This is a genomic window from Vibrio sp. R78045 (genome assembly GCF_042466085.1).
Lineage (GTDB): Bacteria > Pseudomonadota > Gammaproteobacteria > Enterobacterales > Vibrionaceae > Vibrio > Vibrio cyclitrophicus.
The window spans coordinates 182,772-207,909 of the sequence record NZ_JAXHBS010000008.1 but is presented as its reverse complement, the minus strand read 5'-3'; the positions used below and the strand labels follow the sequence as shown (position 1 = coordinate 207,909).

Genomic DNA, 25,138 nt, shown 5'->3' with positions numbered 1-25,138 from the left:
AGTGACATAGGCAGAAAAGATGGCTCGCAAAAACCAAAAAGCCCCATGGGAACCAGAAGAAGAAATCATCTGGGTAAGTAAGACAGAAATGAAAACGGACATGGATGCCCTGCAAAAGCTGGGAGAAGAGCTTGTTGGTTTAAAGCCTTCTGTATTAGACAAGTTTCCTCTGTCTGAAGATTTGGCACAAGCGATTAAAGATGCACAACGCTTTAAAAATGAAGCGAAGCGCCGTCAACTTCAGTACATTGGTAAAGTAATGCGTAGTGTCGATCCTGAGCCAATTCAAGCGGCTTTGGATAAAGTACGTAACAAGCACTCACAAGCAACCGCTGAGCTACATAAGCTTGAGCAACTGCGTGACCGTGTTGTAGCTGAAGGCGATACTGCCATTTCAGACGTTATGGAGATGTACCCTGAAGCAGACCGTCAACGTCTTCGTCAGCTCGCTCGCCAAGCTAACAAAGAAAAATCAGCGAACAAGCCAGCCAAAGCTTCTCGTGAAATCTTCCAAATCTTAAAAGAGCTAAAGCTAGGCGACTAATCTTCGTCTCGCTTTACTTGTAAAGATAATCAAAGACCTAGCACATGCTAGGTCTTTTTGTTTTCGACGCTCTCAATATCAAGAAGTATTCAATATCAAGGCTGAATGAGTCTTCACTCACCTGCTCGAACAAAGGAACTCAATTCGACTTGTGGGTGATCGACAGTTAGCGCATCTATCGAGTCTTCGACTAAAACCTTACCCAATGCCACAAACACAAACTTGTTCGCGATACTGCGCGCATCACCTAAATGGTGTGTCACCATCAAAACAGTAATGTTTCGCTCTGCCGCTAATCGCTTCACTAAGCTCAGCATCTCTTCACGAAGCAAAGGATCAAGCGCAGAAAATGGCTCATCAAGCAGCCAAATATTATGCGGCTGTACAAAACAGCGAGCTAGCGCAACACGCTGACGCTGACCACCCGATAAATGCTCTGGCAGCCGATCTAAATACTCAGCAACCCCTACTTGTGTAGCAGCTTGTTCGACTTCTAGCTTTTGGGTTACCGTAAGCTTTAATCCTGGGTGCAAACCCAGGCCAATATTTTCACGCACCGTGAGGTGCGCAAATAGGTTGTGTTCTTGGAACAACATCGCCAATGGGCGCTGATGTGCTTCTTTGCCAATCAGCGATTGGCCTGCCACCGAGATCTCGCCCGATGTTGGCTCAATAAAGCCAGCAACCAATGCGAGTAGCGTTGATTTCCCCGCACCACTTGGCCCCATAAGAGCAACAATATCGCCCTGCTCTGCTTGGAAATCAAAACTAAACAACTCTTGGTGATAATGGTAATCCACATTTTTCATCACTAACATCATCGGTTCCTTAACTCTTTAGCTTTGAGCTTCGAGTAAACAAAAATTCAATCAAACTAAAGCTGCCCACACTCAGTAACAATAAACTCACTGACACCACTGCCGCCGCTTCCATTTGATAGCTGCCTAACAATTGAAATAGATACAAAGGCAAAGTTCTAAAGTCTTGGCTACCAAACAAGGCTATCGCACTTAAGTCGCCCATCGCCAGCATAAAGCTGATTGAGAATGCTTGCGCCATCGGTTTGCGCAATGCGCGCCACTCCACGAGCCTAAAGCGAGTGAACCCTGTCATTCCTAAGCTTGCACACACATACTGATACTGCTGAGAAAGATGCAGCATAGGTTGGGCCAAGGTTTTAATCACGTAAGGCAGCGCCATCAAGCTGTTTACAGCAATCACAATAAAGAAAGCCAAACTGAACACATCGGTAAATGAGCGCAGTAATAAGAAGAGGCCCGTACTGATCACTAAGCCAGGCGTCACCAAAATAATAGTGCCAATCAGCTCAATCTTATCCGCTCTATAGTTCTTGTTTTGCAAACGCCATGCGCGACTAGTTAGAAGGATTGCGATACCAATACCAACGGCGATAATGCTTGCTAGGGAAGCAACACGAACCGAGGTCATTAGCGCAGCCCAAAACGGCTCACTGCTCAGTACAGTGAGTGCCTGGGAGTTAATACCACCTAGAACAACCATGGCTAATGGCGGTAATACCAGTATTGAGACTATGATGATCCAAAAGCTATCCCAAGCTTTTGACCACCAGCTGTCCTTAACCAAATATTTATCTTCCGACAGCTGACTAGCCGTCACAGAGATGGGCTTAGACAAACGCTGAATACTCACCGCTAATACGCCACACAACAGCATTTGCCATATCGCGAGTAACGCGCCAGCCTGCAGGTCAAAGTCGAATTTAATTGCTTGGTAGATGGCTAGCTCAATGGTGGTTGATTTCGGACCACCACCCAACGCCATCACGGTAGCAAAGCTGGTGAAGCACAACATGAAGACCAAACCGCACACATGCGGCAGCTGCTGTCTTAACCTCGGCCATTCAACCCATTTAAATTTATTCCAATGGCTCATGCCTAAATGAGCACACAGCTTGTGCTGCTCGGCAGGCACGGTATCCAAAGCTTGCAGAAGTAAACGGCTGGCGTAAGGCAGGTTGAAAAAAACATGCGCTAGCAAAATACCATTCAAGCCATAAATCGAGAATGGTAGCTCTATGTCGAAGTTCGCTAAGAACTTAGCTAACCAACCACTGTTGCCGTAAATCGCCAGCAAGCCAAATACGCCGACCAACACAGGTAGAACCAAGGTTGACGCGAACAACCTTAATAACAAGGCTCTTCCAAAGAACTGTCTGCGACACAGAGCATGCGCAATAGGTATAGCAAAGCCAACACTCAGCACAGTTGAGAGTGTCGCCTGATAAAAACTGAATTTCGTTACATGCCAATAGTAAGGATCAGACCATACTAGGCTGATATCAAGAGAAGGGGCATTGCTAAGCAATGCCCCAACTGCTGAAACCACGAAGGCGGTAATGAGTATCGCAACCCAGATCCCGACCTTAGGTGTTTTCTTTATCATAAATTAATTATTTACCGTAAATGGCTCATTCCAAACATCACGAATGAGCCTTTAAGTACAGGGCGCTCATCTTTTTAATAGTAAGTTAAAAAGTAAGTGCACTCTGCCATTCACGAATCCATGGCTTACGCTTAGATGCTATTTCTTCAGGCGTGAAACCTAGCGCTTTTTGAGGAACCGTAAGTTGCTCGAACCCTTTTGGAAGCTCAATATCTGTCACTGGGTACATCCAGTTACCCGTTGGCATCGCTGATTGGAACTCGTCACTCAGGATAAATACCATAAATTCATCAGCCAGCTTTTCGTTCTTGCTGCCTTTGACCTTAGCTGCCACTTCGACTTGAGTATAATGACCTTCTTCAAAGCTTGCTGCTGCGTACTTAGAATCACCTTCTGCAATGATGTGGTAAGCCGGAGAAGTCGTGTAAGACAGGACTAAGTCCGACTCGCCTTTTAGGAACATAGAGTAAGCCTCAGACCAACCTTTAGTCACAGTAACCGTTTTCTGAGCGAGCTTCTTCCACGCGTCTGTCGCTTCATCACCGTAAACAGACTTCATCCATAGCATCATGCCTTGACCTGGTGTTGATGTACGTGGATCCTGGTAGATAACCTTAAGATCATCACGCTGCTCAACCAGTTCTTTAAGGCTCTTAGGTGGATTTACCAACTTCTCTTTGTTGTAAATAAAAGCAAAGTAGCCAAAGTCATATGGAACAAAAGTGCTGTCACTCCAACCATTAGGAAGCGTTACTGATGACGTATCAACACTGTGCTCAGTCAATAAGCCCGTCGCTTTCGCTTCAGCCATTAGATTGTTATCTAGGCCTAACACGATATCAGCTTTGCTGTTACCACCTTCAAGACGCAAGCGATTTAAAATAGACACGCCATCTTCTAGCGCGACAAAATTCACATCACAACCACACTTTTCTTCGAATGCTTTTTCAACGGCAGGACGAGGGCCCCAATCCGCAGCAAAAGAATCATAGGTATATACAGTTAGAGTATTGTCTGCAGCAACGGCAGAGAAAGAGATAGCTGTAGTAACAGCAAGAGTTGTAAATGTTAATTTCACTGGACGCTCTCCATGGTCTGAGCGGCACAGGTTTGAGGGAGGAGAACGGTAGAAGTTGTTCCTAACTCAATTCCTACGCCAGCATTATCTGGTTCAGGTTTACGGGTCCCAAGCACTTGCTTGATCTCAGCTCGCATTCATTATTTGAATGGTTTGCTCCCCGATGAGTGTTCAGAATTGTAATTCGAATTTTAACAATAAGCTATCAAGTTTGGATCAATTACGTTGATCGTACCCCCAACGTGGCACTAAACCTTGCTCGATACCAAGATGATCGAGAATACGCGCCACCATAAAATCGACCAGATCTTCGATCGACTTAGGTTGGTGATAAAAACCCGGAGCCGCGGGCATGATCGTTACGCCCATGGTCGAGAGTTTGTGCATGTTCTCTAAGTGCAACGTAGAAAATGGCGTCTCACGAACCACTAACAACAGCTGGCCTCGCTCTTTCATAACCACGTCCGCTGCTCGCTCGATCAGGTTGTCCGATAAGCCGTGAGCAATGGATGCCAAGCTTCCAGCAGAACATGGACACACCACCATCTGCTTCGGTGCTGCTGAACCAGAGGCAACCGGTGAGAACCAATCATCTTTGCCACACACCACCAGCTTTTCTGGGTCGCAACCTAAATGCTTAACTAAAGCTTGTTTCGCAGCATCTGGCCCAGCAGGTAACTTAAGTTCATGCTCGGTCGCCAACACCACTCGAGCTGCCGACGATATCAGCAAATAAACCTGATAATCTGCCGCCAGTAGGCATTCAAGTAAACGCAGTCCGTAAGGCGCACCAGATGCGCCAGTGAAAGCGAGGGTTATCGCTTTATCGTGTTTTGTCATGTTCTCAATTACTTCAAATTATAAGGTCGTGGATGTCGTTAGCCTTTGAGTGCCAATCCATCCAACAGTTTTTGGTGAATGCCACCAAAGCCACCATTACTCATTACCAAGATTTGGTCGCCCGCTTGTGCCTCTGAGACAATTTTAGCAACGAATGCATCCATATCATCACTCACATACGCAGGTTGGTGACAAGCGTCTGCGACATCTTGAACCGACCAATCAATATTATCCGGTTGGAATAAGTAGGTAGAATCCGCCTGTTTCAACGAATCAGCCAAAGTTTCTTTGTGCACACCACGTTTCATTGTGGCAGAACGAGGCTCTAAAACGGCAATGATTTTTTTCGTGTCGACCTTATTACGTAATCCGCCCAGAGTAAGTTCAATCGCCGTTGGGTGATGTGCAAAATCATCATAAACAGAAACACCTGCCACCTCGCCTTTAAACTCCAAACGACGCTTAGTATTAATAAAAGTAGCTAACGATTCACAAGCTAGGTCTGGTGTCACGCCCACGTGTCGTGCAGCAGCTATCGCCATCAAAGCATTATTTACGTTGTGGTCGCCCACTAAATCCCAGTTTACCGTTCCAACACATTCATTTTGGAGGTAAACCTCAAATTGAGAGCCATCTTTAACCAGCTTCTTAGCATCCCAGTCGCCTTGCTCACCACTCGATTCTCTTTCACTCCAGCAACCGCGAGCTAGAACATCTTGAATAGCGGTGTCTTGCTTAGGTGAAAAAATACGACCGTTACTTGGTACAGTGCGCACCAAATGATGGAACTGTCGCTTAATCGCTTCAAGATCATCGAAGATGTCAGCATGATCGAACTCTAGATTATTCACTACCAAAGTTCTTGGGTGGTAATGAACAAACTTAGATCGCTTATCGAAAAAAGCACTGTCGTATTCGTCGGCCTCCACCACGAAGAACATACTTTCACCAAGGCGAGCCGATATACCAAAATTACCCAATACGCCACCCACTAAGAAGCCTGGCGCATAACCACAATCTTCTAAGATCCAAGCCAACATACTTGATGTTGTAGTTTTGCCATGCGTACCCGACACCGCCAGAACCCAACGGTCATGCAGTAGGAACTCTTGCAACCATTGCGGGCCAGATGTGTATCTAAGATTATTATCCAATACATACTCAACGCACGGATTACCACGGCTCATCGCATTGCCGATAACCACTAGGTCCGGCCTTGGCTCTAATTGGCTCGGGTCGAACCCTTCAATAATTTCAATCCCTTGAGATTCCAACAGCGTGCTCATTGGAGGATAAACATTCGCGTCACTACCCGTAACCTTGTGACCTAATTGACGAGCCAATACCGCAGCACCACCCATGAAGGTGCCACAAATTCCTAAGATATGAATATGCATATATTGCTTCCAAACGCTTGGCTAAATGAACCATGTTTAAATCAAACTATCAGCCTTCATTATCATGAATTGACGATTAAAAGCGAGTGGCAATGCAAAACAAATTTAGTCGACATAGTAAGTGAGATCTGTGTCGCTTAGTTCATTACCATTAAAAAGATCTAAGCCGTAGAATTTAGGTAAGCGTCTAGATGAATAAAGCCCACACAAGAGGCAGAATCTACAGTGCTCAAATCCCCCCTAATATTGAGAGAAGTTTAAGGAAATAACATGTCTGAGATGCGCACCCTTGGTGAGTTCATTGTTGCAAAACAAAATGACTTTCCCCATGCAAGTGGTGATCTATCATCCCTTTTGTCATCAATTCGTCTTGCTGCAAAAATTGTTAACCGTGAAATCAACAAAGCAGGTCTTGTCGACATTACTGGCGCTGTTGGTACAGACAACGTTCAAGGTGAAGAGCAGCAGAAGCTAGACCTTTACGCTAACGACAAATTTAAAGCAGCTCTAGAAGCTCGCGATCAAGTTTGTGGTGTAGCAAGTGAAGAAGAAGACGAAGCAGTTGCCTTCAATAAAGAGCTAAACAAAAATGCAAAATACGTTGTTTTGATGGATCCACTTGATGGCTCTTCAAACATCGATGTGAATGTATCTGTTGGTACAATTTTCTCTATCTACCGTCGAGTATCACCGATTGGCACTCCGCCAACAGAAGAAGATTTCCTACAACCTGGACACAAGCAAGTAGCCGCAGGTTACGTGATTTACGGTTCTTCAACCATGCTTGTTTACACGACAGGCGCTGGTGTAAATGGCTTCACCTACGACCCATCATTGGGTACTTTCTGTCTGTCTCATGAAAACATGATGGTCCCTGATGAAGGTAAGATTTACTCAATCAACGAAGGTAACTACTTCCGTTTCCCTACGGGTGTTAAAAAGTACATTAAGTACTGCCAAGAAGATGAGCCGAGTGACAACCGTCCTTACACCTCTCGTTACATTGGTTCTCTAGTATCGGATTTCCACCGTAACCTACTGAAAGGTGGCATCTACTTGTATCCAAGTACACAAAGTCACCCTCAAGGAAAACTACGTCTGTTGTACGAGTGCAACCCAATTGCTTTCCTTATGGAGCAAGCTGGTGGCATCGCATCAGATGGTGTTCAACGCATCATGGATATCAAACCAACTGAGTTACATCAACGTGTGCCTTTCTTCGTTGGCTCAACAAGTATGGTACGTAAAGTAGAAGAGTTTCTTGAGCTTAACCGAGACTAGTTTTCTCGATTAATTATCAAAATAACGTCATTAAAAAAGCCAGCATTTACATGCTGGCTTTTTGTTATTCATTGTATCTGTTTTAGGATAAAACAGTATTATCGAACACTAAACTTCGATTCTGCGCCCCGTTCAAAGTTAAAACGGAACCATTTGTCTACATCATCACAAATCCCCAGATAAGTCTCACCTCGGCGTCCTAGCGTTCTTGGGTTCTGAGAACAATACTGAGTTTTACCGACTTCATAACCTTGGCCATAAGCAGCATACAAATTTGCATCAATAGAAGGTGAAGACGCAGCTTCAGCCAAACTTTCTTCCGTCTGTTTTGTTTTTCCTTTTAGTGCCATCTCTTCACCAAAACTCTGCCAATCCATGGTGTTGGATGATGTTGGCGGTGGAGTTTGCGCACAACCAAATAGCATTACCGAAAATACCACTAGTAGATATTTCATAATTTCCTCCTTTTGAAAATATGATTAGCCTATATCGAGACTTTTAACTATTACGTCAGAACGCTCTCAGTAGTTCATCAACTAAAGCGGTTATTTCGCTTACACCAGTCACCCGAAAGTATTTCTTTATTCTCTGCTAGATCAAGCTGATACAAATATACCCATGCTAATCCAAATATAGTTTCTATTTGCTCGCGACGATACTCAACCGGGACATCCTCTAACCGATCGAGCGATGCCAGAACTTCGTCGTTAATTAAATAGACCTCACCAGCGACACTTTTCTTTCCAAAAACCATCGCTGGATATGCAACTAAATCAAAAATAGCATAATATTCAGGTGTATCAAACCTTCCTAAGTACTCGCACTGCTGCAAATAGTGATGGTTAGATTGACCTTGTCTCAACGTTCCATATACAAAAACAAGATGCTGCATACGCCCTCCATGACCCTTTCTATTTGTGTACCAATCAATGTATGAAACCACAGCAACTCGAATTCAAATGAATTTACTCAAATTCAAATTGATAAAGAAGGTCCACAGCACTATCAAGGCCAGATACTGCTTCCACGTAGAGATCCTGCATCAATCGATAACGAACGGTAAACTCACCCAATGAGTTGAAGATACCCACGCCATATTTGACTTGTAACCCCGGAAGGATATAACCACTCACCGTCACTTGAGAGTCATCTCCAGAGCCTGCGGTATCCAATTGTAGATCCTGTACGCCAAATGCCTCGCCAATTTCGCCAACGACCTTACCGCTCTTCGCTAAGCTCAAACCAATTAATGTGGTCGTCATAGAACCACTCGACTCTCCATCGATATCTTGGCCCCGTAAGATATAGGATAGCGCGTTGGCTTGCGGCATCGCAGGGTCAGAATAAATCTCGATGGTCGGCTCTGTAGCAGGGCCTGTAACTCGAATCCCAGCAGTCACGTCATCCTGAGTATTATCAGGGTTGCGAATCGCATTTATCGCTACATATGGCTGATCCGGTGGCCCATTCATTAGGATCTTGCCCTCTTCAATCAGGAGGTCTTGACCGAATGATTGATAAGTACCATCTACGATATTTACTTCTCCGGTGATAAACGGGCCTTGATCTTTTTGAGCCACATTCAACTTACCCACTAAATCACCTTCAAGGCCAAAGGCTGAAAGCTTAAAGTCATCACCAATTGAAATATTAATATTAGTCATCACATTGAATGGAATCGTATCTTCACTTTCTGGTTGAAGGTCTTTATTCAAAATAACTTGATCAGAAGACACACCAACTGCTGACGGAGGTAAATCTTCTACGACAATTCGCCCCCATGGCAATGCAATGTCACCCGTAATTTTTGCAAGCTCCGGCGTAACATCAATGGTCATATCAGGAACTACTTTAACCTTGACCATCGGTGGAATATCAACCATCAACTCATCAGCAAAGATTCGGACATTTGATCGCCATGCTTGAAGATCCTGCCAATCTCCGGAGCCCTCAATATCAAGGTGGCCGTCTGGAGTCTCGACATTCGCATCAAGCTTTGCGCTGTAACCGTTAAAGTCGAGATCAATACGACCGTCTTTAACATCCACAGGCGTCACATCCCCTTTAACTTGAATCCCATTAACCGAGAATTGACCAAAAACTTGGGGGTGCATCAAAGAACCTTGGACCTTTAAGTCAGTCTCAAGATCAGCCTTCAGCATGCTGTATTCACCAAGGATCGGCTGTAAGAAGTCCAAATGGAATGTCGTTAGTTTAATTGCCGCATCGACCATTTTGTCTTCAGCAACAATATCTGGTAACGACACCGTGCCAGATAAGTCACCATTATCAGAAACATCCAACTTAAAGTCGGCATCCAGTTTGTTGTCTTTCAGCCGTGCATTCAATGCAACACTTTCCCACCCCAGTGTGATTGGCTCTCCGACTTGCTGAACAACCTGACCTTTTGGCATATCGACGCTAACCGTTACTTCAGGTTCACCTTGTTTCGACCATTTGGCATGAGCGGTCGCATTCACTAAGCCCTCTAGTTGCGTCTCTTTAGGCACAAAGGCTTTAATCTGATCGAAGTCGAATTGGTTGATGGCCAACTTGGCCTCACCCGAATTTCCAACACGAACGTCTTCATCCAAACACACACTAGAACCGGCCTGTTTCCAACAATGAGCTTGAATATCGGCAAACTGCTTGTCGGCATCGGCTTTAATTGCGACGGGTTGATCTAGCACCCAAGGTCCTTGTTCCGTGGCGATTTTGACTCGATCTAACGACCCATTCCAAATAATAGAAGGCTTTTGAATCAGCTCACCCGAAATAGCCAAGCTTGTGGAAATCACGTCGGATACCACGTCGAGCGTCACGGTATGCTGCTTCTCACCACCTTTCACGGTGAGATCAATGCTGTCAACCTTTTGCTCTTGATAGGCTAGGTTATTCGCTTTCAATACCAAATCAGCCTGAGGCGCAGGCAATGGAATCACTGAACCACGAAGAGATAGAGATTCTAATGTAGCTTCATCGTTCCAATCGACACGGTCGACGTTAAGAACCATGTCAACTTCCGGCTCTTTGAAAGGCCCGCTGAGACCAATATCGCCAATCACTGTACCTTTCAGTTCAGGAATACTTTTCGTCAATTGGGGAAGGTTAATAGCAACGCCCATATCCCACTGCTTGTCGAGTTGACCCTGTGCTTTTATAGAATTAACACCGTGAGCTAAGCTCAGGCCGCTGGTTTTTAGTTTAGGCTCACCGCTCGCGCTGCGGTCAGACGCTGATAACTGGCCTTCGATATCCAGAGGATATTCTCGCAAGATCCCCTCGATATCTAACTTAGGCAGCTCAATCGCCCAACCACCCGCTTCGGTCAACTCACCCGAAGTAACGATGCTTCCGCTAATGTTACCTTCGGCTTCTGGCCACTGCAGACCCGGCTGAATATCCTTCAGCGTCACATCGGCTTGCCAGTTAATAAGCTTCTTCCAACTCGCTTTAACCACACCATTGAGTTCACCACCCAGCGTGTTCAGTTTTAAGCGCTCAAGTTCAATCTGCTCGGTGGTGCCCTTACCCTCTAGGTCGATGGTTAAGGCAGGTATCTCCTGACCATCCGCTTCACCTTTAAACTGCACATTAAAACCATCTAATGAGCCATCGGCTTTAAACTTCTCGATAACCGCTTGGTAATCACTTTTACCAGTAAGAGGCCATTGCGCTTTACCTCCCTCTAAAAGAAGGTCAAATGGCAGAGTCGGCTCTAAAGATTGAATATCTCCTGACAGCTTTGCCTCAATCAGTTCAGAAAACTGAGAATCGAAGTGTAGCTTCGCGACACTCCCTTGTGCTTTCAGCGACAGTTTTTGACCTGTAAGATCAGTTTCTTTCACCTGTGCATTTAAAGAAAGGTCTAACGGATAGCCATCTTTAAGCTCAACTTTAGCGGCAAGGTTAGCGCTTGCTTGTGGCATATCAAGTTCAAGAGTAGAAACTTCGACCGTGTTTTTACCCGCTCGAGCTTCAAGCCCAAGGTGGTTTACCACAATCGGTGTTTCTTGTTCTAAGGTGAAACGGTTGAGGTCAAAACGCTCCAGCACAATCTGTAAAGGGACCCAAACTTCAGGCAACTCGATAGCAGCCTTAGTTGCAGTCTCTGGTTCGACGATTTCTGCTTGCGGCTCTTCGGTAGACTCTGCAAGTTTAACCTTAAGATCATTAAATAAGGTTGGCGATACAGTCAGCTTCTCACCCTGCATACTCAAAGCCGTTGAAAACAACCCCCATTCAATCTCATGCCCCAAGATATTCAGTTTAATATCAGACAAAGCAATACGGTTGATCACGATTGGCAGCGGTGTTTTCACCGATGTCACTGGCGGAGTCGGTTCTGTTTCTTCTGTAGAGGCAGGAGGCAATTCAGTAAATGCGAAGTCCAATCCTTGAATCGCTAAACGATCGACACACAACTTAGGATCAAGCAAACAGCGAGGGTTGATAGCCAATGCCATTTTTTGAACCTTGGTATCAATATGAAGACTGTCATCTTTAAATTGAACGTTATGGAGAGTAAAACTCGGAAAAAGTGCCCCATTAGTACTTTCAACTTTAAGCTGTGGCAGCGCTTTTTCAGCCCCCCACAACACCGTGTTAAGTCCTAGGTTAGTAAATAAAACAAAACCTAAAAGTGCTATCAATAACAATAGAATCGACGTCAAAGATATCGATGTCCACTTAATGCACTTACCCATCACTTTGATCATAATTCAGGCCCTAAACTGAAGTGCACTTGAAACTCATCACCTGGGTCAGCATCAAGCCCCCACGCAAAATCTAAACTTACCGGTCCAACGGGCGATGCCCAACGAACGCCAACACCAGTACCGCGCTTCCATTCTGGTTTATCATTGAAGGCATCACCAATATCGTAGAAGGCCGCTCCCCACCAATTTCCAACTAGGCGGTATTGGTATTCAAACGAGCTGGTTGCAATAAATTTTGCACCGGTTAATGCACCACTTTCATCTTTAGGAGATATAGACTCATAGCCATAACCACGGAGACTATTATCACCACCCGCGAAAAATCTTAGTGAAGGTGATAATTTATCAAACTCGTCAGCAAAGTTACCGCCAAACTGAAGCCGAGTTAAACCTCGATGATTATCGCCAATACTTCTGATCCATGCAGTTTGTCCTTGGAAACGAACCACCTTAGTTTCAGACAATATTGTGTCATCGCCCGCTTCAATCATGACGCTCTGTTTATCTCCCCACATCGGCATCGAACCACCTCGAGTTCGAGTTCGGGAAAACGCCACGCCTGGTAACACAAATTGCGCTAAATCGTCTTGTAGACCTTGTTCATAGTTTTCAACTAGGTATCGAATGAACACCGTACGTTGCCAGCCGTTATCTAATCGCCAATATCTTTCCAAAGCGAGGTTTGACTCCAAACTCTTGGTATCACGATTATCCAGATTCTTCATACCGTACTTAATTTGATAGTAATCATTAAGTACATCATCCAAAGGGATTTTATACGTTGCTGTTATCGTCTGCTCTGGTTTAGAGATAGACAAACTGCTATTGAAACTATGACCAAGTGAGTTTACCCAAGGTTTCTTCCATTTGAGGGTACCTTTTACGCCAAGGTCAGTAGATACACCGATACCTGTTTCGATTTGGTTACGCGCTTGCGGAGCAAGGCTCACCTTCATCGGAATTTCTCTGCCATCACCCAACTGACTTAAATCAGGCTCAACAAAAACAGATGAGAACCAATCAGTATTAGAGAGATTTTGGTTATACTCGCCTACTTTTGTGATCGAGTACGGTTCACCATCTTCAAATGGTTTAAGGGATTGCACCTTTTCATCTTCAATTTGGCTACCCGTCACCTGGGTAGCACCAAAGTGATATCGAATGCCACTGTTATAGTGAAGGCGAACATAAGCACGATTTAATTCGGGCGCAACTTCTAACTTACTAAGCTCATACGAGCCATCGAAATAGCCTTTGGCTAATCCAAGATTACGGATAGATGATTTCAAAGAGTCATAATTGCCGTGGTTAAGAATCGAACCTTTCGACAGTTTGCTCTTGGCGATCAGTGCTAGAAAATCAGGATCATCTTCTGCTTCACCACTTAATACGATATCTGAGGTATAAATAACAACGGGTTCACCTGGTTCAACCGTAACGGTCAATTCAATGTCGTCTTCGGAATGGGAAAAAGCGATACGAGGTTGGTAGTAGCCTAACGCATTCAACGCTTCTTTAATAATAGACTCCAAGCGAGATTGGAACCTCAATGAAGCCGAATACTCTTCTTCGGGGATCGCACTCAGATAAGCATCAACATTATCCTCAAGCGCTCCATCAAGCCCTTTAATCTCAAGGGAAACATCAGCGAAAGCAAGCGTCGATGACAATAGAGTGCTAATCAGAACTGGTAAAGTTTTTCTTATCATGTTTAATTGGTGCAGAAGTTATAAATACGTTAATAAAGTGAATAGAAATAATACCGCTAAAAAGGCATTGAGTCTGTAATAAATCCTAGAATAACAAGGTCTAATTTAAAGACTGATTCAATATAAACCAACAGTAAATATGAGCCTACAGTTAATATAAACCTAGATCTAATGTTAACTAACGCGGTAAACGTATGCGAAAAGGAATACAACATGCTAAATAAACAACAACTGGTTTCCGCTACAACCGCATTACCGGGGAATGCTGATCCAATCCGTATCACTGAACGCCATTTCATCAATCAAACCGACTTACTCGATGCGCCTACAGGTTCCCAACAAGAAGTATTACTTGGTATGGGGTGCTTCTGGGGAGCAGAGCGACTGTTGTGGCAACTTGATGGTGTAATTTCTACCTCCGTTGGTTACGCTGGCGGATACACAGTTAATCCAACTTATGAGCAAGTATGTACCGGGCAAACAGGCCATACAGAAGTTGTTCGAGTTATTTTTGATAGTGAGCAAACGTCTTTAGCACTAATACTTGAAACATTCTGGGAACGTCACGACCCAACTCAAGGGATGCGCCAAGGTAATGACTTAGGCACTCAATATCGCTCAGCCATATATACTTTCAGTGAAGAGCAACAGGCTATCGCTGAGCACTCTAAACGTGAATACCAGCGAGCAATGACTGAATCTTTAGGCAACGAGATCACAACGGAAGTTCTGCCTGCTGGAAAATATTTTTTCGCCGAAACTTACCATCAGCAGTACCTAGCAAAAAATCCGAATGGTTATTGTGGACTAGGTGGAACAGGTGTTTGTTTCCCACCGCAATAAAGTATAACCGGATATAAAACTAGAACGACTCGCATTAAAAAGGGCTTCATTAACGAAGCCCTTTTCAATTGTTAGCATGTTTTAGGTACGACAATAAACGAAGTTAAGTTACACGGGCAACGCAGCTATCGTGCCATTAACTTCTTTAAAAATAATCAATTTTTGTTTATCTGAAACTTCAGGGAGAAGCACCTTGCCTTGGTCGAAGCGAAACTCGCCGATACCTTCAATAGCAAACTGGCCTTTGAATAGGACTTTAACGAAACGCGCCACCTGATGTGGACGGTAAGTAGAAAACTCTCTTAACATAATACAACCTCAATTCCATTTGAGTACAACTGCTGCTTCTCTGAACAAAGCCTTATTCAAAGCACATCTCATTGCTAAATCCGTTAGCTAACAGCAAGATAATCTATTGTTTACCCTGATACTGTCGCATTATACCTTTTAGTAACAAGCCCGCAACTTGTTTCTACACCGTACGATAAAAAAGTTAAAGAGGCATTTTTCAGATTTCATATTATACTTCCAATGCAAACCAATAAGCGGAACAAAAATATAATGAAAAACAAAACTCTACTGGCTTTTTTAGCCGCAGCCTCTCCACTCCTCGCCAACGCTCACAATCTATCTGTAGGCTCTTCTCTGCCTGCTGTCGATGTTAGCAATTATGGTGAAATTGTCATAAACGACGGTAAAACAGGATATCAAACTTGGGCAACCAATGAGCTCCTAGGAAAAGTTCGCGTCGTTCAAGCTATCGCTGGTCGTAGCAGCTCTAAAGAGCTAAACGCACCACTGATGGCTGCAATTACAGCATCGAAATTCTCAGAAGACAGCTACCAAACCACCACAATCATCAACCAAGATGATGCCATTTGGGGTACTGGGTCTTTTGTTAAATCGTCAGCAGAAAGCAGTAAAGAAGAATTTCCATGGTCTTCGATGGTGCTAGATGAAGACGGAACGGTAGCGTCATCATGGGCTCTAAAAGAAGAGAGCTCAGCGATTATCGTTCAGGACAAGCAAGGTAAAATCTTGTTTGTTAAAGAAGGCGCACTTAACGAAACTGAAGTCACTCAAGTCATTGAGCTGATTAAAGCGAGTCTTTAATCAGATATTCGCGTCTTTTTCGAGACCTAACCAAAGGATATTGTTATATTATAACAGTATCTTTTTTTAATTCTGTGGTAAATCATCTTCATGTGGCAAAACACACCTAACAATGTGAAACGCAAAATAGGCTTTTTGCTCGGGCTGATGCTCTTGCTCAGCGTATTAGCAGCCACACATATGGTAGACTCTGATCCAGGGCATCATACTTCACACCACTGTGAACTGTTTTCGATAAACCAATTCATCACGGCGCACTCACTTCCACAGGTTCCAGAGTTCCCTTCAGAGTTTACTGTCGCTACCACAGAGTCAATAATTTCGTTACAGCGCTTATATTTTGCCTATTTAGCACGCTCACCTCCTGTAAAGATCGCTTAATTACCATTACTTTTTAATTAACCTTTATTCAGGAAAAAAACATGAAACCTACTATTTTAGCCGTTGTTATCGGCATGGCTGTGTCTACGAACGTTTTAGCAAACGAAGAATTCCGCTCTCACGACGCACATGTGCACGGTAAAGTTGAAGTGAACATAGCTCAAGATGGGCAAGAACTGCTTGTTGAAGTGACGGCTCCAGGCGCTGATGTGGTTGGCTTTGAACATGCTCCAAAAACTGCAGAGCAGAAAGCTTTGTTTGAGCAAGCTATCGCACAATTAAACAAGCCAGAAGAGCTATTTGGTTTCAATAACACTAGCTGTACGCTGAAGTTCAAGTCAGTGACTAACACACTGGAAGGCGATCATGATGACCATGAAGGCCATGACCACGCGGAACACGATCATGATGACCACGAAGGCCATGACCATGCAGAACATGATCATGATGACCACGAAGGCCATGACCATGCAGAACACGATCATGATGACCACGAAGGCCATGACCATGCAGAACATGATCATGATGACCACGAAGGCCATGACCATGCAGAACACGATCATGATGACCACGAAGGCCATGACCATGCAGAACACGATCATGATGACCACGAAGGCCATGACCATGCAGAACACGATCATGATGACCATGAAGGCCATGACCACTCAGAAGGCGGCCACGGTGAATTTACAGCCGAGTACCACTACCAATGTTCAGATATTGCTAATCTGAATACTGTTAATACCCAATGGTTCTCGAAATTCAGTAATACAAAGTCAATGACCGTGAACTTACTGACAGATAGTGTTCAAACGCAAGAAGTTCTTAATGCAGAACGTGTTAGCTTCCGATTCTAATAAGAATTCGATAGATTTTGCGTAGATAAACAACCAAGTAAGTATTCACTTACTTGGTTGTTAAAACCGGTGTACTTGGGGAATTAATTGTCTTTTAGACTGTCCAGAAGAGACACCGCTTTAAATATTGGAGCTAGTATGTCTTTTGACAGTTCATCACTTGTGGTCAAACTAGAAAATATCAGTTTTCGTTGGAAACCTGAATTACCCCCAACGTTAGAAATACCTTCATTACATATTCAACCTAAAGAGCACCTTTTTATTAAGGGGCCAAGTGGTTGTGGTAAATCAACACTGTTAGGGTTACTTACGGGGATAAACCAAGCGCAACAAGGCGAAGTGTCTATCTTAGGCCAAGACCTTACCCAATTGACACCACGTCAGAGGGATAAGTTTAGAGCCGATCATATCGGTTATATATTCCAACAATTTAATCTACTGCCTTACTTATCAGTAATCGACAATGTGACACTTCCTTGCCAATTTTCAAAAATTCGTAGACAGCAAGTCATTGAAAGTCAGAACAGCCTACAAGCAACCGCTCAAGAATTGTTGATCAGACTAAAGCTGCCTCAAGCCTTGATGGATAAACCCGTTACTGAGTTGAGTATAGGCCAACAGCAACGTGTCGCTGCAGCTCGAGCCTTGATAGGCCAACCTAAAATCATCATTGCCGACGAACCGACATCGGCTCTGGATCATAACAACCGAGAAGCCTTTATCGAGTTGTTACTAGAACAAGCGAACCAAGCAGGTTCCACTCTCATCTTTGTTAGTCACGATCCGACATTAGAGAAACTGTTCACTCGAACCATAGATTTAAAAACCGTTAATCAAGCTAAGGTTGTCGTATGAAAGTAATTACTCACTTAGCCCTAAAAAGCGTACTCAACCGTAAAGCCACAGCCATTCTGACGATTCTTACCGTAGCGGTGTCAGTCATTCTATTACTCGGTGTGGAACGTGTAAGAACCGAAGCTAAGAGCAGCTTTGCTAATACGATTTCAGGCACTGATCTTATTGTCGGAGGTCGATCCGGTCAGGTCAACCTACTGCTTTATTCGGTATTTAGAATCGGCAATGCCACCAACAACATCGACTGGAAAAGCTATGAAGAATTTAGCCAGCACAACGCTGTAAAGTGGGCCATACCAATCTCATTGGGTGATTCACATAAAGGCTTCCGCGTAATGGGCACCAACCATAGCTACTTCGAGAATTATCGCTATGGAAGTAAGCAGCCACTTACTTTTCAAAAAGGCAAAGAGTTCGAAGAGCTATTTGATGTTGTGATTGGTGCTGATGTCGCGAAAAAATTGGATTACAAGATCGGTGATAATATCATTCTTGCTCATGGCATCAGCGACGTCGCCTTCAGCCGACACGATAACCTGCCTTTCACTATCGTAGGAATCCTTTCTCCAACTGGAACGCCAGTAGACAAAACCGTGCACGTTTCATTAGAAGCCATTGAAGCAATTCATGTCGGCTGGGAATCTGGAGCAAATCTAGGGCATACACCGAACGCTGAAGTATTGAAGCAACGTGACTTCCAGCCTAAACAAATTACCGCAATGATGCTGGGACTAAACTCGAAGATTCAAACCTTTGCACTGCAACGAGAAATCAATAACTACCGTCAAGAACCTTTGAGCGCAATTATGCCGGGCATTGCATTGCATGAATTGTGGGGCATGATGGCCGTTGCTGAACAAGCACTGCTGATTGTGTCAGGATTTGTTGTCGTTGCTGGATTATTGGGTATGCTGAGTAGCCTACTCACTAGCTTACAAGAGCGACGTAGAGAAATGGCCATCCTCCGAGCAATGGGAGCAAGGCCTCGACATGTTTTCGGTTTGCTGATTAGTGAAGCTAGTGCCCTAACCTTCCTTGGCATAACCTTAGGTGTCGCACTCTTGTTTGCACTGATCGCAGTAGTTGCTCCAATTGTGCAACAAAGTTATGGTATCAACATATCGATATCCGCAATCACACCTCATGAATGGAAACTACTTATGTTGGTTCAAATTGCAGGTATTATTATCGGCTTTATTCCCGCTTTCCGGGCTTACCGTCAGTCATTGTCTGATGGCATGACTATTCGAATCTAAATTAGGAACCTACGATGCAACGCAAATTCCTACTGATACTTGGACTGCTTTTATTTCCATTTATCAGCACAGCTCACGCTGACACAACTCAGACTGACGAATCGGTATTAACACTCGATTGGATTGACTTAATTCCAGAATCAGAGCGAGCACAACTAGACTCATTTGGCATGCCGATGGTTAACCACGACAGTATGGACAAACCTCAGCAATCGACAATTGGTGCTGTTCGCCCCGAGTTGAATGGCAGCACAGTGAAGATTCCTGGTTTTGTCATTCCATTGGAGGGTGATGAGAACATGATCACAGAATTTCTACTGGTACCGTACTTTGGCGCATGTATCCACGTACCACCACCGCCACCAAACCAAATCATCTACGTGAAATTCCCACAAGGAGCACCAATACAGCAATTATGGGATGTGATCTATTTAGTAGGCACGCTGAAAACAGAGTCGATCAGCCACGAATTAGCGCAAACAGGTTATCTTATTGAAGGTACAGCGATTGAAGAATACGACGACATGTAGTCATTAGAAGGGTGGCTCATGGATGAGCTGCGGTCACTGAACAAATGATCTTATTCAACAACAGTTTAATAACGATGTTGTTTATCTAACTTACGCGATGTAATCAGATAAATAAGCTAGCACAGCGACATATGTAACGAGTAATAGCCCTATGCCAAGCTGTTTCTTCAGCTTGTTATCATTGACTTGATTCATAACTCCTCCTTGAGAATTACAACAAATTTAACATTTTATTATCATTAGCAAAAGTAAAATTTTGTTGAAGTCTTCAACTCTGCACGCAAAATCTAGCCACCATTAAGATAAAGAGTTACATTTTAGACAGTTAAGTCGTCTCGTAACGGTACTCTTATGTCAGAAACCAAACAGCCAGTAATCATCGAACATGCTAGCGATACCCAGCATAAGCATGAAAAAAAGCCTCACATTGCCGACAGTGCCAGCAGAATGTTGCACATCGCACAAAGCTTCGGTTTAGATTCCTTAATCAGCCATAGTGCAAAACCAACTGATAAAAGTGAAAGTACACTTATCGAGCGGGCACTGTTACGAGAAAAAAAACGTAGAGAGCAGCGTCAAAAGAACCTAGAGCAGATTCTAAAGTTGGCACACTCTTCATGTAAGGATGAAGCGGCTGGAGACCCTGATCAGGACTGGCTATACCGTTTCTTCGATATGGCACAAGAGATCCACAATACATCGATGCAGAGGCTATGGGCTCAAGTACTGAAACGAGAAGTCACCAACCCAGGATCGACGTCAATGAAGGCGCTTCAGATCTTAAAAGACATGACACCAAAAGAAGCGCTCACCCTGCAACGAGCAGCGTCACTGGGTTGTAGTTTTGGTAGTGATAACAGCAGGAAGCTATTACTCGGTTTCAAAAACCATGCAGGGATATTCAGCTTTGGCAAAAGAGACACCACCAATACCATTAACCTTGGTGGGCATAACCTACCCTATTCAAGCCTATTACATCTGATTGAACTCGGGATTATTCTGGGGACTGAGCTAGAGTCTGGGGAGATTGATTTCGATCCAGCCTTGCATCTAACCTATCAAGGGAAAGGTATGTCACTGGCACCGTTGTCAAAAGGGGTGAAGCTGATTTACTACCGATTCAGTCCTACTGGAAATGAGCTGTGCGCCTTGCTTGGGAATAAACCCAATGGGCAGTACTACGACCAACTTATTGCTTTATTAAGCCAAAAATTTACGGTACAAACAGAAGTTAAAAGCACCGTAAACTACACCGTCTAGACAATAGACGGTGTAAGCAATAGACAATATAAAAAGTGACGATTATTGAGAGGAATAGAAATCTAGTAGATAGGTTTCGTGTCTCGGGAAACCCAAGCTGGATTACTTATGAAAGCGTAAATATGCAGATAAGTAAATGGGTAGCCTTAGTCATACCAACCCTATTAATTGGCTAAAATATTACGCTTCTCTAACGCATCAATACACAATTCGACCAGTTCATCGAGTGTCTTCTCACCTGCCGGTAGATCGATTTCTGGGTTCTGAGGGGCTTCATAAGCAGAGCTAATGCCCGTGAAATTCGGGATTTCTCCAGCACGTGCTTTTTTATACAAGCCTTTAGGGTCGCGCTGCTCGCACACCTCGAGCGGCGTGTTAACAAACACCTCTAAAAACTCGCCTTCAGGTAGCAGGTCTCGCACTAACTGTCTCTCCGCTTGATGAGGAGAAATAAAAGCAGACAGTACAATTAAACCTGCATCCGCCATCAATTTAGCCAGCTCACCAATACGTCGGATATTCTCTCTACGATCTTGCTCAGAGAACCCCAAATCACTACACAATCCGTGACGAACATTATCACCATCCAATAAGTAGGTATGATAACCAAGCTGTGCTAGGCGATTTTCTAATGCTCCAGCGACTGTCGACTTCCCAGAACCAGATAACCCCGTGAACCAGAGCACAGCTGGCTTTTGTGATTTAAGATCAGAGCGAAATGCTTTATCAATCGAATGTTGATGCCACACAACATTCTCATCTTTTGGTTTGAGTACTGCGGTCATAAATAGTCCTTTAAATAAATAGCATTAAAATGGAAAAAAATAAGGAATTAGGGTCAATACCAAGCCCGAATAAACAATCGAGATTGGGATACCGATACGTAGATAATCCGTGAGACGGTAATTACCTACGCTATAAACAAGTAAATTGGTTTGGTAGCCGTATGGCGAAATAAAGCTGGCGCTGGCACCAAACAGAACCGCCATAATAAACGGCATAGGATCAACGCCATAACCTACTGCCATACTGTAACCAATCGGAAACGAGAGTGCTGCTGCCGCATTATTGGTCACCAGCTCTGTAAGAACCAACGTCATAAAGTAGGTCGCGACTAACGCACCAAACACGCCCCACCCATTGAAGGCTTCTATGAACATCAGCCCCATACGCTCAGATAGCCCAGATGAAATCATCAGTTGAGCAATAGAAAGAGCAGAGCCCACTATCACCACAATATCAACAGGAAAACGACGACGAAGCTCACCCAGCTGCACCACACCAAATGCCACCAGCAATAGTAAGAAACCTGCTAGTCCTTTGATAATCGGCACCACGTCAGCAAGGGCTAAACCAATCACACTGGCAAAACCGAGCAACACGAACGTCGATTTATCTGCATCAAGCTTGGCACTTGAGTCCAAGTCATTCATCAGCACAAACTCTTTGTTATGCTGCTGACGCTGCTCTTCAAAGCGTTTTCCGGGAACCAAAATCAAGGTATCACCTGCGGTTAATGTGATATTCCCTAACCCACCTTCAAGGCGTTCATGCCCACGGCGAATGGCAACCACAACTGCATCGAAACGGTCTCTAAATTGACTAGTTTTCAGTGTTTTATTACAGAAGCTTGCCGATGAGCTCACCACTACTTCAACAAAGCTTTGTCCGTTAAGGTGGTGTTGACCAAACAAGGTTAGCCCTTGAATCTCTTGTAATGTCGCTACGCTCTCAACATCACCACAAAACAGCAGTCGATCACGAGCTTGGAGAATAAAATCAGGGTCAATAGACGCCGTAGTTTTCCCGTCTCTAATAACTTCGGCTAAGAACAGTTTTCTCAGCGCTCTAAGGTTGTTTTCACTGACACTGCGACCAACTAACGGTGAGCCGGGCTCAACCCTTGCTTCAAGAAAATACGGAAGGTCGTCCTGCGATCCATCATCGTAGCTAGGTAAAAAGTAACTCAGAGGAATAAGGATCAATACCCCACCGACCAAAACAGCTAAACCGATCAAAGTTGGCGTGAAAAAGTTTAAACTCGGCAGTCCTGCATCTTCAACAAAGCTATTAATGATCAAGTTGGTTGAGGTGCCGATCAATGTCAGGGTTCCACCTAAAATGGCAGCGTATGACAGAGGGATAAGCAGTTTAGATGGCGCGTGTTGTTGATTGCGTTTGATTGCGCCGATCAAAGAGACAACCACCGCCGTATTATTAGTAAAAGAAGAAAGTAACGCTGTGGAAATACCCAACTTCGCGACCACGGTGCCTAGCCGGCCTTCAGAAATATTGCGGCTAACCCAGCTGATCAAGCGAGTTTTCTCCAACGCACTTGATGCGAGGATAAGAAGAATTAAAGTCAGTAGCGAAGAATTCGTGAAATTACTCGCTAAGCTCGACAGATCTATCATGCCTGCCATAAAAGCAATAAACGCTGCACCAGCAAAGATAAAACTAGGCTTAATTCGGGTAACGAGCAGGCAAGTAACAATGCCGAGCAAAATCGCTAATACAAATCCTTGTTGCCACATATACCCGTCCTTTATGGCGGAAACGATGAGTTTCCGCCTTACACCATTGATTCAATGAGCAATTACTTGTCGTTTATGACTTCAGTAACTGGCTTAAATCCTTGGCATCCCAATGAGGGAAGTGTTTACGAACCAATGCGTTGAACTCAAGTTCAAATGCAGAGAAGCTACCTACTTGCTGTTCAACAGAGTCCAAACGATCTCGAATCAAACCTGCACCAACCGTTACGTTGGTAAGACGGTCAATAACAATAAAACCACCGGTATCGGCACTTTCACGATATTTATCCAGCGCAACAGTTTCGTTCAATGACCATTCACATAAACCAATACCATTCAGTAGCAGCTCATCCACTTCATAGGTCGACAAATTATTGATGTCATACTGATGACGAACTACTTCAACCTGACCAACCGTTTTCTTGCCCGCGATTTTGATGTCGTAAGCTTTACCTGGTTTCAGGGGTTGTTCAGTCATCCACACGATATCTGCCAATACATGGTTAGTGGATTCAATTTGCGCGTTTTCCAACACAATCAAATCACCACGACTGATATCGATCTCATCTTCAAGGGTCAACGTTACCGCCAATCCCGCTTGTGCAGATTCCAAATCGCCATCAAAAGTCACAATGCGTGCAACTTTAGAGGTCTTGCCAGATGGAAGCGCCTTGATCTCGTCACCCACACTCACACGTCCAGAAGCAACGGTGCCAGCAAATCCGCGGAAGTCTAAATTAGGACGGTTCACATACTGCACAGGGAATCGGAATTCACCTGCAGAGCGTTTTTGGTCAATGTCTACATTCTCTAGCACTTCTAATAGAGACGGGCCTTCGAACCATGCAAGCTCTTTGCTTGGCGCTGCAACGTTAATGCCTTCAAGCGCAGAAACAGGCAGGATTTGAATATTGGTTTCGCCTTCTAGGTTTTCAGCAAATTCTAGGTACTCATCGCGAATCTCTTCAAAACGATCTTGTGCATAATCCACTAGATCCATCTTGTTGACTGCTACAATGAAATGCTTCAGACCAAGTAGATTGGAGATAAACGAATGACGACGCGTTTGATCCAATACGCCCTTACGAGCATCAATCAAGATCACAGCCAGATCACACGTTGAAGCGCCTGTTGCCATGTTGCGCGTGTACTGCTCATGCCCTGGAGTATCAGCAATAATGAACTTACGTTTTTGCGTCGAGAAGTAGCGGTACGCTACATCGATCGTAATGCCTTGCTCACGCTCAGCCTGCAGACCATCAACAAGCAGTGCTAAATCAGGCTTCTCACCCGTAGTACCTACTCGCTGACTATCAGAGTGAACAGCTGCTAGCTGATCTTCATAAATCTGTTTTGTATCATGGAGCAAACGGCCAATTAACGTACTTTTGCCATCATCTACCGAGCCACAAGTTAAAAATCTAAGCATAGATTTATGCTGATGCTGACTTAGATAACCTTCAATCCCTAGTTCAGCCAATTCGGCTTCTACTGCACTATTCATTTTTCTTTCCTTAG

23 protein-coding genes and 1 riboswitch are annotated in these 25,138 nt (G+C 44.2%); of the genes, 10 read left to right on the top strand and 13 right to left on the bottom strand.

What is annotated here, in order from left to right:
• The first annotated feature begins 19 nt into the window (after window positions 1–19).
• Complete coding sequence (gene yjgA, locus SJY39_RS03335; RefSeq protein WP_010435062.1) at window positions 20–544, top strand: ribosome biogenesis factor YjgA; 525 nt, start codon at window positions 20–22, stop codon at window positions 542–544.
• Between the two features lie 113 nt (window positions 545–657).
• Here the strand turns inward: yjgA and thiQ are convergent, their stop codons facing one another.
• The 5 genes from thiQ to mpl all read right to left on the bottom strand — a co-directional run bounded on the left by thiQ (window position 658) and on the right by mpl (window position 6,283).
• Window positions 658–1,362: a thiamine ABC transporter ATP-binding protein gene (gene thiQ / locus SJY39_RS03330; RefSeq protein ID WP_010435064.1), complete on the bottom strand. Its 705-nt coding sequence runs from the start codon at window positions 1,360–1,362 to the stop codon at window positions 658–660.
• Between the two features lie 10 nt (window positions 1,363–1,372).
• Window positions 1,373–2,968 carry a thiamine/thiamine pyrophosphate ABC transporter permease ThiP gene (gene thiP, locus SJY39_RS03325; RefSeq protein WP_016791196.1) on the bottom strand — a complete coding sequence of 532 codons (1,596 nt, stop codon included), beginning with the start codon at window positions 2,966–2,968 and terminating at the stop codon, window positions 1,373–1,375.
• Between the two features lie 85 nt (window positions 2,969–3,053).
• A complete protein-coding gene (gene thiB, locus SJY39_RS03320) occupies window positions 3,054–4,046 on the bottom strand; it encodes a thiamine ABC transporter substrate binding subunit (protein WP_016793858.1) in 993 nt (330 codons plus the stop codon).
• A gap of 53 nt (window positions 4,047–4,099) precedes the next feature.
• A riboswitch (TPP riboswitch) is annotated at window positions 4,100–4,219 on the bottom strand.
• 43 nt (window positions 4,220–4,262) lie between these two features.
• Window positions 4,263–4,886, bottom strand: coding sequence for a flavin prenyltransferase UbiX (locus SJY39_RS03315; RefSeq protein ID WP_016787846.1), 624 nt, complete (start codon window positions 4,884–4,886; stop codon window positions 4,263–4,265).
• A gap of 38 nt (window positions 4,887–4,924) precedes the next feature.
• Window positions 4,925–6,283: a UDP-N-acetylmuramate:L-alanyl-gamma-D-glutamyl-meso-diaminopimelate ligase gene (mpl, locus tag SJY39_RS03310; RefSeq protein WP_010435069.1), complete on the bottom strand. Its 1,359-nt coding sequence runs from the start codon at window positions 6,281–6,283 to the stop codon at window positions 4,925–4,927.
• Between the two features lie 270 nt (window positions 6,284–6,553).
• On the opposite strand from mpl, the gene fbp reads away from it, so the two are divergent.
• Window positions 6,554–7,564, top strand: a complete 1,011-nt coding sequence (gene fbp / locus SJY39_RS03305) for a class 1 fructose-bisphosphatase (RefSeq protein WP_010435070.1) — start codon at window positions 6,554–6,556, stop codon at window positions 7,562–7,564.
• A 98-nt stretch (window positions 7,565–7,662) separates the two neighbouring features.
• Here the strand turns inward: fbp and SJY39_RS03300 are convergent, their stop codons facing one another.
• The 4 genes from SJY39_RS03300 to SJY39_RS03285 all read right to left on the bottom strand — a co-directional run bounded on the left by SJY39_RS03300 (window position 7,663) and on the right by SJY39_RS03285 (window position 13,991).
• Window positions 7,663–8,019, bottom strand: a complete 357-nt coding sequence (locus SJY39_RS03300) for a DUF2799 domain-containing protein (protein WP_010435071.1) — start codon at window positions 8,017–8,019, stop codon at window positions 7,663–7,665.
• A 77-nt stretch (window positions 8,020–8,096) separates the two neighbouring features.
• Window positions 8,097–8,456, bottom strand: coding sequence for a gamma-glutamylcyclotransferase (locus SJY39_RS03295; protein ID WP_010435072.1), 360 nt, complete (start codon window positions 8,454–8,456; stop codon window positions 8,097–8,099).
• 73 nt (window positions 8,457–8,529) lie between these two features.
• On the bottom strand, window positions 8,530–12,282 hold the full coding sequence (locus SJY39_RS03290; RefSeq protein ID WP_016793859.1) for a translocation/assembly module TamB domain-containing protein: 3,753 nt from the start codon (window positions 12,280–12,282) through the stop codon (window positions 8,530–8,532).
• The gene (locus SJY39_RS03285) at window positions 12,279–13,991 is read right to left on the bottom strand and encodes an autotransporter assembly complex family protein (RefSeq protein WP_029203017.1); all 1,713 of its coding nucleotides are present in this window, start codon (window positions 13,989–13,991) and stop codon (window positions 12,279–12,281) included. The genes SJY39_RS03290 and SJY39_RS03285 overlap by 4 nt, the downstream gene beginning before the upstream one ends.
• 213 nt (window positions 13,992–14,204) lie before the next feature.
• Between SJY39_RS03285 and msrA the strand changes: the two genes are divergently transcribed.
• Window positions 14,205–14,834 (top strand): peptide-methionine (S)-S-oxide reductase MsrA, encoded by a 630-nt coding sequence (gene msrA, locus SJY39_RS03280; RefSeq protein WP_010435076.1) that lies wholly within the window; start codon window positions 14,205–14,207, stop codon window positions 14,832–14,834.
• Between the two features lie 108 nt (window positions 14,835–14,942).
• On the opposite strand, the gene SJY39_RS03275 is transcribed toward msrA, so the two are convergent.
• On the bottom strand, window positions 14,943–15,143 hold the full coding sequence (locus tag SJY39_RS03275; RefSeq protein ID WP_010435077.1) for a DUF1107 family protein: 201 nt from the start codon (window positions 15,141–15,143) through the stop codon (window positions 14,943–14,945).
• 252 nt (window positions 15,144–15,395) lie between these two features.
• Between SJY39_RS03275 and SJY39_RS03270 the strand changes: the two genes are divergently transcribed.
• The 7 genes from SJY39_RS03270 to SJY39_RS03240 all read left to right on the top strand — a co-directional run bounded on the left by SJY39_RS03270 (window position 15,396) and on the right by SJY39_RS03240 (window position 21,086).
• A complete protein-coding gene (locus SJY39_RS03270) occupies window positions 15,396–15,947 on the top strand; it encodes a YtfJ family protein (RefSeq protein WP_010435079.1) in 552 nt (183 codons plus the stop codon).
• Window positions 15,948–16,037: 90 nt separating this feature from the next.
• Entirely contained in the window at window positions 16,038–16,328 is a 291-nt protein-coding gene (locus tag SJY39_RS03265) for a DUF2607 family protein (RefSeq protein WP_010435081.1), read from the top strand.
• A gap of 41 nt (window positions 16,329–16,369) precedes the next feature.
• Window positions 16,370–17,185 (top strand): DUF2796 domain-containing protein, encoded by an 816-nt coding sequence (locus SJY39_RS03260; protein ID WP_065107004.1) that lies wholly within the window; start codon window positions 16,370–16,372, stop codon window positions 17,183–17,185.
• 138 nt (window positions 17,186–17,323) lie between these two features.
• On the top strand, window positions 17,324–18,040 hold the full coding sequence (locus SJY39_RS03255; protein WP_016783717.1) for an ABC transporter ATP-binding protein: 717 nt from the start codon (window positions 17,324–17,326) through the stop codon (window positions 18,038–18,040).
• Entirely contained in the window at window positions 18,037–19,296 is a 1,260-nt protein-coding gene (locus tag SJY39_RS03250) for an ABC transporter permease (protein ID WP_010435087.1), read from the top strand. Before SJY39_RS03255 ends, SJY39_RS03250 begins: the two co-directional genes overlap by 4 nt.
• 14 nt (window positions 19,297–19,310) lie before the next feature.
• Window positions 19,311–19,826 (top strand): DUF3299 domain-containing protein, encoded by a 516-nt coding sequence (locus SJY39_RS03245; protein WP_010435088.1) that lies wholly within the window; start codon window positions 19,311–19,313, stop codon window positions 19,824–19,826.
• Window positions 19,827–20,177: 351 nt separating this feature from the next.
• Window positions 20,178–21,086, top strand: a complete 909-nt coding sequence (locus SJY39_RS03240) for a TIGR03899 family protein (RefSeq protein WP_010435089.1) — start codon at window positions 20,178–20,180, stop codon at window positions 21,084–21,086.
• Window positions 21,087–21,250: 164 nt separating this feature from the next.
• Here the strand turns inward: SJY39_RS03240 and cysC are convergent, their stop codons facing one another.
• The 3 genes from cysC to cysN form a co-directional block, all read right to left on the bottom strand.
• Window positions 21,251–21,871 carry an adenylyl-sulfate kinase gene (gene cysC, locus SJY39_RS03235; protein ID WP_010435090.1) on the bottom strand — a complete coding sequence of 207 codons (621 nt, stop codon included), beginning with the start codon at window positions 21,869–21,871 and terminating at the stop codon, window positions 21,251–21,253.
• 24 nt (window positions 21,872–21,895) lie between these two features.
• Complete coding sequence (locus SJY39_RS03230) at window positions 21,896–23,620, bottom strand: SLC13 family permease (protein WP_010435091.1); 1,725 nt, start codon at window positions 23,618–23,620, stop codon at window positions 21,896–21,898.
• A gap of 73 nt (window positions 23,621–23,693) precedes the next feature.
• A complete protein-coding gene (cysN, locus tag SJY39_RS03225) occupies window positions 23,694–25,124 on the bottom strand; it encodes a sulfate adenylyltransferase subunit CysN (RefSeq protein ID WP_372264217.1) in 1,431 nt (476 codons plus the stop codon).
• Between the last annotated feature and the right edge of the window lie 14 nt (window positions 25,125–25,138).